This window comes from Citrobacter sp. Cpo100 (genome assembly GCF_030332595.1).
Classification (GTDB): Bacteria; Pseudomonadota; Gammaproteobacteria; order Enterobacterales; family Enterobacteriaceae; genus Citrobacter; species Citrobacter portucalensis.
Map to the genome: position 1 here is coordinate 203,362 of NZ_JAOWHM010000035.1, position 13,569 is coordinate 216,930.

Sequence of the window (13,569 nt, forward strand, 5' to 3'; positions counted from 1 at the left end):
ATCTGCACATTATAAGCCAACAAAGAGATGAATAAATCCTTTCTATTCACATTGTTATACCCGATACAGATCACATTTCAGTATTTATTGACCGTACAAAATTGACTCAAATCAAAAGATATATTGGTTATGCATCTTTCATATTGAACAAAGGGAAACATTTTTATATACAAATGCGAATGATAATGATGATCATTTACATTTAATAAAGGTTCTCTTATGTTGCCACGGATTAACCAAAGGCCATTTATTCTTTCAGCCCTGACATTATGCATGTCCGGCGCTGCTTCTGCAGCTACCTCTACAACACACGCTTCAGCGCCCGACGATGATACGGTGATCGTCACGGCTAACCGCTCTGAAAGTAGTCTCTGGGATAGCCCGGCAACTATTCAGGTTATCGATCGCCAGACGCTGCAAAACTCCACCAGCGTTTCTATTGCTGATGATTTACAAGATATTCCCGGCGTCGAAGTCACCGATAACGCCCTCGCTGGCCGGAAACAAATTCGTATCCGTGGCGAAGCCTCTTCGCGGGTGCTGATTTTGATCGACGGCCAGGTTGTCAGCTACCAGCGCGCCGGGCAAAACTACGGGGCCGGTTTGCTGATTGACGAATCCGCGCTGGAACGGATTGAAGTAGTAAAAGGCCCCTACTCTGTCCTTTACGGTTCGCAGGCGATTGGCGGTGTCGTAAACTTTATTACGAAAAAAGGCGGCGATAAGCCTCTCGGCGGCAGCGTTAAGGCCGTTTATAACTCCGCAACGGCAGGATGGGAAGAATCAGCAGCAGCCTGGGGCAGCATCGGAAACTTTGACTACCGCATCAATGGCAGCTATTCCGACCAGGGGGACCGCGATACGCCTGACGGGAGATTGCCCGACACCAATTTCCGTAATAACGGCCAGGGCGTGTGGCTTGGCTACAATTTCGATCGCCATAAAATCGGACTCTCCCTCGATCGTTACAAACTGTCTACTCAAACCTGGTTTGACGATCCAGAGGGCCAGTTCGACGACTTTAGCGTCAAAATACCTAAGCTGGAACGCGAGAAAATCGGTCTTTTCTACGACTACGCGGCTGGCGGGGATTACCTGAAGAAAATCCATGTTGACGCATACACCCAGACAATAGAGCGCAAATTTGAAAACCGAGTCAAAACGACTCAGGTAATCCCCAGCCCGGCGATTAAAGCGCTGACGATAAACAATCAAACCAATACCAACGACAAACAGTATACCCAGGGGGTAACGCTGCAGGGCAATTTCTCCCTTCCCGCGAACAACGAGCTGGTGATTGGCACTCAATATCAGCATGACAAAATCAAACAGGACACGGACGGCAGTACGCGCCAGACCGCAGCTACCGGCTTCTTCGATACGCAAACCCGCACCCTGTCATACAACGAAGCGGAGCAAAGCAACACCTCATTGTTCGCGCAAAACGACTGGCGCTTTGCCGATGACTGGACCTGGACCGTAGGCGCACGCCAGTACTGGCTGTCTTCGAAGCTCAATCGCAACGATACGCAAACCCTGCAAAGCAGCGGCAGCACCTGGCATTCCACCGGGGGAAATTCAGTACACGATGATGAACTGGTGACCTCAACCAGCCTACGCTATTCCGGTTTTAAAGATCTTGAACTCCGGGCAGCATATGCCCAGGGCTATGTTTTCCCCACGCTGACTCAGCTGTTTATGCAGACGTCCGCAGGCGGAAGCGTGACCTACGGCAACCCAAACCTGAAGGCGGAACACTCGAATAACTATGAGCTGGGCGCACGGTATAAAGGGAATATGTGGCTGATTGACGGCGCCATTTATTACTCCGAAGCCAAAGACTATATCGCCAGCCTGGCCTGTTCAGGCCAACCCGTTTGCAGCGGTAATACCACCTCTTCACGGGGCGGCTATTACTACTACGAAAACATTGATCGGGCCAAAACCTGGGGCATGGAACTCACCGCAGAATACAACGGCTGGGCGGTTTCACCTTACCTGAGCGGTAATCTCATTCGCCGTCAGTACGAAGGCAATACCCTAAAAACCTGGGATACCGGCGAACCCACGCTGACCGGGCGTGTCGGCCTGAAACATACCTGGTTGATGAATGTCGCTAACGTGACGTCCGATGCCTTTATCCGCGCGGCGTCCAGCGCTAAAGATAATACCGGCACCACGGAAATCAACTACCCAGGCTGGGCCACACTTAACCTCGCATTCAACACCGAGTTCGGTCCGCAGGACCAGTATCAGGTCAACCTCGCGCTCAACAACCTGACCGATAAGCGTTACAGAACCGCACATGAATCTATTCCAGATGCTGGTTTCAATGCCGCCGTTGGCTTTGCGTGGAATTTCTGACGATGAAAAAGCTCATGATTGGCTTACTGAGCCTCGCCTGCGTTTTCAGTGCCCAGTCCGCCGACCGCCTGGTGGTGGCGGGCGGCTCGCTTAGTGAACTGGTATACGCCATGGGCGTCGGCAACCGGGTGGTTGGCGTTGATGAAACCACCTCGTATCCGCCCGAAACTGCCGCACTCCCGCATATCGGCTACTGGAAGCAGTTAAGCAGCGAGGGCATTTTGTCGCTCCATCCGGACAGTTTTATCACCTGGCAGGATGCAGGTCCCCAAATCGTGTTGGATCAGTTGCGGGCGCAAAAGGTTAACGTCGTGACGTTGCCGCGCGTACCGGCCACCGTCGAACAGATGTACGCCAACATTCAAGAACTGGCTACAACACTGCACATTCCTGACCAAGGTGAGGCGCTAGTCAATCGCCTGCAGCAACGTCTGGAGCGTATTAAGCACAGCGTGGCGGCGAAAAACGCGCCGGTCAAAGCCATGTTCATTCTCTCTGCTGGCGGCAGCGCACCTCAGATCGCCGGAAAAGGCAGCGTTGCCGATGCCATTATGACCCTCGCAGGCGCACAAAATGTCGCCACCCATGCGCAATATAAAAGCTACAGCGCGGAGTCACTGATCGCCGCCAACCCGGAGGTGATCGTGGTGACGTCGCAAATGGTCGATGGCGGTCTGGCTCGCCTGAGCGCGATTGCCGGTATTACCCACACTGCGGCCTGGAAAAACCAGCGCATTGTGGCGGTAGACCAGGCGCTGATTCTGGGAATGGGACCACGCGTCGCCGATGCGGTTGAAGCCCTGCACCAGCAATTCTGGCCTCACTAACTGGATTTATTAAGAAGAATGAAAACTGAACATTCGCTGGATCTCACCGCGCATTTTGCGCTCGAGGGAAGTCAGCCATTTAAGGATCGCCGCGCCACGATGCCCTGGCGTGGGGCGATCCCGGTTGCCAAAGAGCTATTGTCACAGACCTGGCAGGAGGTCATCAACCAGCCAACCCCACCGCGTAAACGGCTGGTGTACTTGCATATTCCTTTTTGCGCAACACATTGTACTTTCTGCGGTTTTTATCAAAACCGATTTGAAGAAGACAACTGCGCCCTCTACACCAACGCGCTGTTGCGCGAAATAGAGATGGAAGCTGATAGCGCATTACATCAGTCGGCCCCCATTCACGCCGTCTATTTTGGCGGCGGTACGCCTTCTGCGCTGTCTGCACAGGACCTGGCCAGAATCATTACCGCGCTGCGTGACAAGCTACCGTTGGCGCCGGACTGCGAAATCACCATTGAGGGACGGGTGCTCAATTTTGACGATGCGCGAATTGATGCCTGCCTTGACGCTGGCGCCAATAGATTTTCAATCGGTATTCAGTCTTTTAACAGCCGAATCCGCAAGAAAATGGCGCGTACTTCGGACGGCCCGACCGCGACGGCCTTTATGCAGGGACTGGTAAAACGAGATCGTGCCGCCGTGGTGTGCGATCTGCTGTTTGGTCTGCCAGGACAAGACGCAAAACTGTGGGGCGAGGATCTGGCGATTGCCCGCGATATCGGCCTCGACGGCGTAGATCTTTATGCGCTGAATCTGATCCCTAATACACCGCTTGGCAAAGCGGTTGAAACCGGGCGCACAACCGTTCCCTCTCCCGCCGAACGCCGCGATCTCTATCTTCAGGGCTGCGATTTCATGGACAGCGCGGGCTGGCGCTGCATCAGCAACAGCCACTGGGCGCGTACCACACGGGAACGCAATCTGTACAACCTGCTGATTAAACAGGGTGCAGACTGTCTGGCATTCGGCTCTGGCGCAGGAGGGTCAGTCAATGGCTATTCCTGGATGGTCGAGCGCAACCTGAATACATGGCATGAATCTATCGCCGCCGGAAAAAAACCGCTAATGATGATGATGCGCACCGCCGAGCGTGGTTTCCAGTGGCGACACACTCTCCAGGCCGGTATTGAGACGGCCCGCATTCCGCTGGATGAGCTGACGCCTCATGCACAAAAACTGGCCCCGCTACTGACCCAATGGCATCACGCAGGACTGACGCGAGATGCCAGCACCTGTGTACGCCTGACCAATGAAGGGCGTTTTTGGGCGAGCAATATTTTGCAGTCTCTTGATGAACTGATTCAGGAACTTAACGCGCCGCGCATTGCGGTAGAGCAACCATAAAAGGAGTGAATAATGAGCCATGTCTCTTTACAGGATTTTTTGAAAACTGAGCCGGACGGTACGCTGGAAGCTATCGCAGCCCAGTACAACACTACATTGCTGGAGGTGGTGAAAAATCTCCCTTCCCCAACGCTGGTTTCCGGCAGTCAATTTGATACCGTCTGGGAAACCGTCTGCGAATGGGGCAAAGTCACCACCCTGGTCCATACTGCTGATGTCATTCTGGAATTCACCGGTGAATTACCTTCCGGATTCCACCGCCACGGTTACTTCAACCTGCGCGGCAAAAAAGGCATGACCGGTCATATCAAGGCAGAAAACTGCACGCATATTGCCCTGATTGAACGCAAATTTATGGGAATGGACACTGCGTCCATTCTCTTCTTCAACCAGGCGGGTAGCGCTATGTTCAAAATTTTCCTCGGTCGCGATGAGCATCGACAGCTGCTGGCCGAACAGGTCAGCGCCTTTCACACGTTGTCTTCATCTTTAAAGGAACATGCCTGATGGCTCCATGGCTTATTTTTGGTGCAGGTGGAAGCGGCGTCGGCGCGAAAACGCTGGAGCTCGCACTGGCGGAGCATCGTCCGGTGATTGCTGTCGTTCGCAATCCCCAGGTTGCTGCCGGGCTGCAGGAAAAAGGTGTGCAGGTCTTTATTGGCGACGCCTGCGACAGCCAGGTCACCGCCTGCGCCTGTCGCGCAGCAGGTCAGCATGCCACGGTAATCTCCTCCATGGGCGGTGCCCAGGATTATCTGGCGCACAGAACCGTCATTGATGAAGCAGAAAAAGCTGAGATCAAACGCATGATTCTGGTTACCTCTCTGGGCTGTGGCGACAGTTGGCCCTTTTTGTCCCCACGCGCCAGGGCCGCATTTGGCCAGGCCGTACGGGAAAAATCGTTGGCTGAAAGCTGGCTACAAACCAGTCTACTGGACTACGCCATTCTCCGCCCCGGCGGTTTGCTGAATGGTGAAGCCACAGGTCTGGCGCAACGCATACAGGCCGAGGAGTGTCATGGCTTTGTGATGCGCGCGGATGTTGCCAGGCACATTCACGAACTGGCCACGGCGCCGACACTCAATAACCAGATTTACAGTTTAGTTGAGCCGGGACTGAAACCCGCGTAAACCCCTCGCGGCGCGGAAACTTCGCGCCGCAAAGACGTTATGGAGCGTTGCGTGCTTAAGGACTCGCTTTCTTCCGTCAGCATTCTGACGGGCCTTTCTCTCTTGCTGGTCGCTCTGATGCTGTTCGGTGCCAGCCAGGGGGCGTTGAACATTAGCTTCAGCGCCCTGTTCAACGACGAATACCGAGATATCTGGTTGAACATCCGCCTGCCCCGCGTACTGCTGGCCGTTTTGGTCGGTGCTGCGCTGGCTACGGCAGGGGTCATTATGCAGGGACTTTTTCGCAATCCAATGGCCGATCCCGGCCTGCTTGGCGTCAGCAGCGGCTCCGCGCTGATGGTCGGCATCGCGATAGTTATCCCATTTTCATTCCCCGTAGTGCTGGTGTTGTATGAGCAGATGATTTTTGCCGTCGCGGGCAGCATGGTGGTCTGCACGATTATTTTCCTGATAAGTCAGCGTCATAACCACGGCGGAATGATGCAACTACTGTTAGCAGGTATCGCTATCAATGCTCTGTGCGGTTCGGCTATTGGTGTGCTGAGCTATGTGGGCGACGAACAGCAGCTACGTCAACTTACGCTGTGGATGATGGGGAATCTCGGCCAGGCCCAGTGGCCAACGCTGCTGGTTGCCAGCACGTTTGTTCTTCCAGCCATTGCTGTCACCGTCTGTATGGCAGGAACGCTTAATTTGCTGCAATTGGGTGATGAAGAGGCGCATTACCTCGGCGTAAACGTCAAACGTAAGCGCCAGCAGTTACTGTTGCTCAGCTCGCTCCTGGTTGGCGCTGCCGTTTCCGTCAGCGGCGTGATTGGCTTTATTGGCCTGGTGATCCCGCATCTGATCAGAATGACTACCGGCGCCGATCATCGCTGGTTGATTCCTTGCTCTACGTTGGCCGGTGCCTGTTTACTTCTGATTGCCGACACGCTGGCCCGCACACTTGTTCAGCCTGCCGAAATGCCCGTTGGTCTGTTAACCAGCCTGATCGGTGGACCGTATTTCCTGTGGTTAATACTGCGTAGCCGGAGGATGTCATGATCGTCGCTGAAAATCTGGTCTACCACATTCAGGGCAGACGACTGACCGATGACGTTTCCGTGACGCTACCTGATGGAGAAATCATCGCGATTCTTGGCCCGAATGGGGCCGGAAAATCGACGCTGCTTCGCCAGCTTACGGGCTATCTGCAGCCCCACAGCGGGCGTTGTAGCTTGTTTGGCAAGCCGCTGAACGAGTGGTCAATCACCGAGCTGGCAAAAACCCGTGCCGTGATGCGCCAGAACAGTCATATGGCCTTCCCGTTTAGCGTGCAGGAGGTCATCCGCATGGGCAGGCATCCGTATCGTACGCGCAACACGGGCGATGAAACGGAGCACATCATGACGTTGTGTGACTGCCAGGCGCTGGCCGCGCGCGATTACCGGCATCTGTCGGGAGGAGAACAACAGCGGGTACAGCTGGCGCGTCTGCTGGTTCAACTTTGGGAGCCCGAACCCAGGCCAAAATGGTTGTTTCTCGATGAACCCACCTCCGCCCTGGATATTCACCACCAACAGCATCTTTTTCGTCTGCTGCGTCGTCTGGTAGGTGAACGACAGTTCAGCGTCTGCTGCGTCCTGCACGATCTCAACCTTGCGGCGCGCTATGCTGACCGCGTTGTATTGATGGAACGCGGCAGGATAGTTGATAACGGTCGTCCGCAGGATGTTCTGCAGCAATCGTCACTAAATGCACTGTACGGCGCCGATCTCACGGTGATGAATGAACCGCAGCATCGAACGCCGCTTATCGTTCTCAATCAATAACAGACCGGGAACGTGCTGACCTGACGTTCCCGTTTTTCTTCCTTTACGCCCTTTTTGCACCTTTTCTAAAAACTCCCTTGACCTTCCCCTAGATGGAAGGTTTAACCTTTATCACAGTCAGTTAATCCTGCAATAAAGGAGTTGGTTATGTCTCAAACAATCGATCTAACCCTGGACGGCTTGTCCTGTGGTCACTGCGTAAAACGCGTTAAAGAAAGTCTGGAGCAACGCCCGGACGTTGAGCAAGCGGATGTCACTGTGACTGAAGCGCACATCACCGGGAGCGCCAGTGCTGAAGCGCTGATTGAAACCATCAAACAAGCCGGTTACGGCGCGGAGTTAAGCCACCCAAAGGCTAAACCGCTGACGGAGTCATCAATCCCGTCGGAAGCACTGGCAGCGGTCCCTTCCGAGCTTCCGGCAGCTACGGCTGATGATGACAGCCAACAGTTGCTGTTAAACGGCATGAGCTGCGCCAGCTGTGTTATCCGCGTACAAGATGCTCTGCAAAGCGTACCGGGTGTCACGCAGGCACGGGTAAACCTGGCGGAACGTACTGCGCTGGTAATGGGCAGTGCGTCCGCCGACCAGTTAGTGAAAGCGGTGGAAAAAGCGGGCTACGGCGCAGAAGCCATTGAAGATGATGTTAAGCGCCGCGAGCGTCAGCAAGAAACCGCCGTAGCAACCATGAAACGTTTTCGCTGGCAGGCGGCCGTCGCGCTGCTGTTGGGTATCCCTGTCATGGTATGGGGAATGATTGGCGAAAACATGATGGTCACTGCCGACAACCGCAGCCTGTGGCTGACGATTGGTCTGGCAACGCTTGCCGTGATGGTTTTCGCGGGCGGTCATTTTTACCGCAACGCGTGGAAAAGCCTGATGAACGGCACCGCGACCATGGATACGCTGGTGGCGCTGGGTACAGGGGTGGCATGGCTTTATTCCATGAGCGTCAACCTCTGGCCGCAATGGTTCCCGATGGAAGCGCGACACCTCTATTATGAAGCCAGTGCGATGATTATCGGTCTGATTAACCTCGGGCACATGCTGGAAGCGCGGGCTCGCCAGCGTTCGTCCAAAGCACTGGAAAAATTACTCGATCTGACACCGCCGACCGCGCGTGTTGTTACCGACGAAGGCGAAAAGAACGTGCCGCTGGCAGACGTTCAGGCGGGAATGTTGCTGCGCCTGACCACCGGTGACCGCGTTCCGGTAGATGGCGAAATCACTCAGGGCGAAGCCTGGCTGGATGAAGCCATGCTGACCGGAGAGCCTATTCCGCAACAAAAAGGCGAAGGCGATAGCGTCCACGCCGGTACGGTCGTACAGGACGGCAGCGTGCTATTCCGCGCCAGTGCCGTTGGCAGCCACACCACGCTTTCACGCATTATTCGTATGGTGCGCCAGGCGCAAAGCAGTAAACCGGAGATTGGCAAACTAGCCGACCGTATCTCCTCAGTGTTCGTTCCGGTCGTCGTCGTCATTGCGCTGGTGAGTGCGGCAATCTGGTATTTCTTCGGGCCGGCACCACAAATTGTTTATACGCTGGTGATTGCCACTACCGTACTGATTATTGCCTGCCCTTGTGCGCTGGGCCTGGCAACACCAATGTCGATTATTTCCGGTGTGGGTCGTGCTGCTGAGTTTGGGGTTCTGGTACGTGATGCCGATGCGCTGCAGCGCGCCAGTACGCTTGATACCGTCGTATTTGATAAAACCGGGACATTGACTGAAGGTAAACCGCAGGTTGTCGCCATCAAAACGTTTGGCAACACCGATGAAGCACTGGCAATTCGTCTGGCTGCGGCCCTTGAACAGGGTTCCAGTCACCCGCTGGCCAGGGCGATTCTGGACAAAGCCGGTGATGTTACGCTGCCACAGGTCAACGGTTTCCGTACGCTGCGCGGTTTAGGCGTAAGCGGTGAAACGGAAGGTCATACGCTGCTGCTGGGCAACCAGGCACTGCTCAATGAGCAACAGGTAGATACCACTGAAATGGAAGCTGAAATCACCGCTCAGGCATCCCAGGGGTCAACCCCGGTCCTGTTGGCGATTGATGGTAAAGCGGCGGCGCTGTTAGCGGTGCGTGATCCACTGCGTAGCGACAGCGTGGCAGCACTTCAGCGTCTGCACCGCAACGGGTATCGTCTGGTGATGCTTACCGGTGACAACCCGACCACGGCTAACGCTATTGCCAAAGAAGCCGGTATTGATGAGGTGATTGCCGGTGTTCTGCCGGACGGTAAAGCCGAGGCGATTAAACGTCTGCAAAGCCAGGGGCGTCAGGTTGCCATGGTGGGTGACGGTATCAACGATGCACCTGCGCTGGCTCAGGCCGATGTAGGGATTGCCATGGGTGGCGGCAGCGATGTGGCGATTGAAACCGCCGCGATTACGCTGATGCGCCATAGCCTGATGGGCGTCGCGGATGCGCTGTCTATCTCCCGGGCAACGTTGCGTAATATGAAGCAGAACCTGGTCGGCGCGTTTATTTATAACAGCATCGGTATTCCCGTTGCCGCGGGGATCCTGTGGCCGTTCACCGGAACACTGCTGAATCCAGTCGTTGCCGGGGCGGCGATGGCGCTCTCCTCCATTACTGTGGTGAGCAACGCTAACCGACTGCTGCGCTTCAAACCGAAAGAGTAACCCTCTGCCGCATGGCGCTCACGCTTATCCGGCCTACAAAGTGCAGGTAACATTGTAGGCTGGATAAGACGATTTCGCGTCGCCATCCGGCGATTCTCGCATTGCACCTTCCTGGACCACGCGCTAGCATGAAAGTCTACTTAGGGAGGTCGTATGGATCTGTTATACCGGGTAAAAACATTTTTCACCGCGCTACGCGGCAACCACTATACCTGGCCTGCCATCGACATTTCATTGCCCGGCAACCGCCATTTTCATCTGATTGGCAGTATTCACATGGGCAGTCGCGATATGGCACCTCTGCCTGCCAAATTACTCAAAAAACTCAACCATGCCGACGCGCTGATTGTCGAAGCGGATGTTTCCGGTGACGACGCGCCGTTTGCTAACCTTCCTACATTTGCCGCACTCGAAGAACGTATCAGCCCGGAGCAGTTAGAAAACCTGCGTAAAGTCACCAACGAACTGGGTATTTCCCCATCGCTGTTATCTACTCAGCCGTTGTGGCAAATCGCCATGGTTTTACAGGCGACACAGGCACAGCAGTTGGGTCTACGGGCAGAATACGGGATTGATTACCAATTGCTGAAAGCGGCAAAACAAGCGCATAAACCCGTTATCGAGCTGGAGGGCGCATCCAGTCAAATCGAGCTGTTATGTCAGTTGCCTGATAACGGACTGGCCCTGTTGGACGATACTCTGACGCACTGGCATACCAATGCCAGATTGTTGCAACAAATGATGGGCTGGTGGCTTAAAACACCGCCACGCAATAGCGAACTGACGCTTCCCAATACCTTTAGCCAGTCGTTGTATGACGTATTGATGCATCAACGCAACACAGCCTGGCGCGATCGGCTCAGGGCGATGCCTGCTGGTAATTACGTCGTGGCCGTTGGCGCGCTACATCTGTACGGAGAGGGAAATTTGCCGGAGATGTTACGGTAAAAAAAATGGCCAATATTTCTATTGGCCCGTCAAAGAGGAATTTCATCATTATTATGATCCCAATGCTTAAAGCATCGGTGTAGTTCGATTGTCGCTCAAAGTCATCATCCTGCCAATACTATTGCGCAAGATGGTACTATTTTTTAGACAGACATCAGGCGTATGCTTGAGTCGTATTTTGTCTGGTCCAGGAAAATTGCTATGACACCCGCCGTTAAATTACTCGAAAAAAACAAAATTTCTTTCCAGATCCACACCTACGATCACGATCCGTCCGAGACGAACTTTGGTGATGAAGTGGTGCGCAAGTTAGGTCTGAATGCGGACCAGGTCTACAAAACGCTGCTGGTTGCCGTGAATGGCGATATGAAGCATCTGGCAGTTGCGGTCACGCCTGTAGCCGGTCAATTGGATCTCAAAAAGGTCGCTAAGGCTCTGGGGGCTAAAAAGGTTGATATGGCCGATCCAATGGTTGCGCAACGAACCACCGGTTATCTGGTGGGGGGGATCAGCCCATTAGGACAGAAAAAGAGATTGCCAACGCTCATTGATGCCCCTGCCCAGACGTTTGACACCATTTATGTTTCCGGCGGCAAACGCGGGCTGGATATCGAACTGGCAGCGGGCGATCTGGCGAAAATTCTGGATGCGAAATTCGCCGACATCGCACGCCGCGATTAAGCGGTTATAGAATGATTGCCTGATGGCGCGCAGCTTTAAGGCCTACAAATCGCACTGACCTGTAGGCCGGATAAGGTGCCCGCACCGCCATCCGGCACTCCGCCCTGTTACTGCCAGGTAACTTCCCCCTTCGGCTCATACACACTGGCATCCAGCGGTGAGTTCTTCTGCACGAACTCTTTCAGCACTTCTGCATCAATAAACCCGGTATTCACATAGCCTGGTTTGTTATCAATTCGCGGATAGCCATCGCCGCCGGTTGCGTTGAAGCTTAGCGTTGCCATACGATAGTTTTTGGCTGGGTCAACGGGTTCGCCTTTGATTTTCAAATCGTTAAGCTTGCCGTCTTTCGCCACAAAGCTGACGTTGGCAAACTGTGGATAGGCCCCGGAGTCCGGCTTCATTTGCGCCACGGCGGTCAGATAGTCAATCACCTCTTTCCCGCTCATGTCGGCATACACCACGATGTTTCCGAACGGCTGTACTTTCAGCACGCTCTTATAAGTGATATCGCCGCCTTCGATGGAATCACGGATGCCACCGCCGCTCATCACGCCAAAATCAGCGCTGGTTCGCGCCATTTGCGCAGCCAGCAGCAAATGTCCCATGTTGGTCTGCACGAAACGGACTTTGCTTCGGTCGCCTTCGAGGCGCGCATTGACGCTACCTATTTTCACGTCGAGCTGCGCTTTACCTTTATTCTGGAACGGCGTCAGCAGCGAGAGCATTTGCTGATTTTCAGCTATTTCCGGGGTATAGAGTACGCGCTCACTTTTACCGTTGTCCCAGGTCACTTTTTTCTTCAGGTTGACGGGAATGAGCTGGTAGTTGACCATTTTCATTTCGCCGTTACGGAACTCAAAGTCCGCCCGGCCCACATATTTCCCCCACTCGTGCGCCTGCACAATCCAGATCCCATTTTGCTTGTCTGGCGCACACGGCGTACCCGGTACGTAATCAACCTGCTTCTTGTTCTCTGAAGCCATACACACCGGATCCTGCGAGTGACCACCGACAATCATCGCCAGCGATCCCGCCGGCAGGCTACGCGCCATTTCGACATCGCCAGGGGCGTTCGAGCCGTGGTTGCCGTTGTCATAATGTCCCATATGGGTGGTCGCGATAATGATGTCTGGCTTTTCACCCATATTCAGTTCCTGGATAACCAGTTTGGCTTCATCAGCAGGTTTACGGAACTCAATATCGGTAAAGAACTCGGGGTTGCCTATTTTCGCCGTATCGTCGGTGGTTAAACCGAGTACAGCAATTTTTAAATCCTGGCGCTTAAAGATGGCCCACGGCTTAAACAAACGCTCGCCGGTGCTTTTCTGATAGATATTGGCCGAGAGAAACGGAAATTTGGACCATTTTTCCTGCTGACGCAGTACGGTCATGGGATTATCAAACTCGTGGTTTCCGACCGCCATCGCGTCATAGCCAATCAGGTTCATCCCACGAAAATCAGGTTCCGCATCCTGCAGATCGGACTCCGGTACACCGGTATTAATGTCGCCACCGGAAAGCAGCAGTACGCTGCCCCCTTCCTCTGCCACCTCTTTACGAATACCGTCCACCAGCGTTTTTTGCGCCGCCAGTCCGTATTCTCCGTATTCGCTGCGCCAGAAGTGACCGTGATGATCGTTGGTATGCAGAATGGTAATTTTGTAGGTTTTATCTTTTTCGTACGCTTGTGCAGGCTGACCTGCCAGCGTAAATGCGGCTAATAACACCAGCGCCACGCCCCGTTTTAAAAACTTCATATTTCTCTCCCTGAGCCAAAATCAACGACTGAAATTACAATGA

General features: G+C 54.1%; 11 protein-coding genes. 10 read left to right on the forward strand and 1 reads right to left on the reverse strand.

All coding sequences use genetic code 11. The features are described from left to right. Positions 1-219: 219 nt before the first annotated feature. The 10 genes from OGX96_RS13450 (at position 220) to ybaK (ending at position 11,766) form a co-directional block, all read left to right on the forward strand. On the forward strand, positions 220-2,364 hold the full coding sequence (locus tag OGX96_RS13450; protein ID WP_071445842.1) for a TonB-dependent receptor plug domain-containing protein: 2,145 nt from the start codon (positions 220-222) through the stop codon (positions 2,362-2,364). Positions 2,365-2,366: 2 nt separating this feature from the next. Next, a complete protein-coding gene (locus OGX96_RS13455) occupies positions 2,367-3,191 on the forward strand; it encodes a heme/hemin ABC transporter substrate-binding protein (protein WP_020996571.1) in 825 nt (274 codons plus the stop codon). Positions 3,192-3,209: 18 nt separating this feature from the next. Further along, a complete protein-coding gene (gene hutW, locus OGX96_RS13460) occupies positions 3,210-4,547 on the forward strand; it encodes a heme anaerobic degradation radical SAM methyltransferase ChuW/HutW (RefSeq protein WP_008783980.1) in 1,338 nt (445 codons plus the stop codon). 12 nt (positions 4,548-4,559) lie between these two features. Beyond that, complete coding sequence (gene hutX, locus OGX96_RS13465) at positions 4,560-5,054, forward strand: heme utilization cystosolic carrier protein HutX (RefSeq protein WP_032942563.1); 495 nt, start codon at positions 4,560-4,562, stop codon at positions 5,052-5,054. Further along, entirely contained in the window at positions 5,054-5,677 is a 624-nt protein-coding gene (gene chuY, locus OGX96_RS13470; RefSeq protein ID WP_100272828.1) for an anaerobilin reductase, read from the forward strand. Before hutX ends, chuY begins: the two co-directional genes overlap by 1 nt. Before the next feature lie 51 nt (positions 5,678-5,728). Beyond that, complete coding sequence (locus tag OGX96_RS13475; protein WP_048235958.1) at positions 5,729-6,721, forward strand: FecCD family ABC transporter permease; 993 nt, start codon at positions 5,729-5,731, stop codon at positions 6,719-6,721. Then, positions 6,718-7,488 carry a heme ABC transporter ATP-binding protein gene (locus tag OGX96_RS13480; protein ID WP_048235959.1) on the forward strand — a complete coding sequence of 257 codons (771 nt, stop codon included), beginning with the start codon at positions 6,718-6,720 and terminating at the stop codon, positions 7,486-7,488. The genes OGX96_RS13475 and OGX96_RS13480 overlap by 4 nt, the downstream gene beginning before the upstream one ends. A gap of 147 nt (positions 7,489-7,635) precedes the next feature. Then, entirely contained in the window at positions 7,636-10,137 is a 2,502-nt protein-coding gene (gene copA / locus OGX96_RS13485; RefSeq protein ID WP_032942557.1) for a copper-exporting P-type ATPase CopA, read from the forward strand. A gap of 153 nt (positions 10,138-10,290) precedes the next feature. Beyond that, a complete protein-coding gene (locus OGX96_RS13490; RefSeq protein WP_286583294.1) occupies positions 10,291-11,085 on the forward strand; it encodes a TraB/GumN family protein in 795 nt (264 codons plus the stop codon). A gap of 201 nt (positions 11,086-11,286) precedes the next feature. After that, the gene (gene ybaK / locus OGX96_RS13495) at positions 11,287-11,766 is read left to right on the forward strand and encodes a Cys-tRNA(Pro)/Cys-tRNA(Cys) deacylase YbaK (protein WP_003831056.1); all 480 of its coding nucleotides are present in this window, start codon (positions 11,287-11,289) and stop codon (positions 11,764-11,766) included. 107 nt (positions 11,767-11,873) lie between these two features. On the opposite strand, the gene ushA is transcribed toward ybaK, so the two are convergent. After that, positions 11,874-13,526 (reverse strand): bifunctional UDP-sugar hydrolase/5'-nucleotidase UshA, encoded by a 1,653-nt coding sequence (gene ushA, locus OGX96_RS13500; RefSeq protein ID WP_286583297.1) that lies wholly within the window; start codon positions 13,524-13,526, stop codon positions 11,874-11,876. Positions 13,527-13,569: the final 43 nt, after the last annotated feature.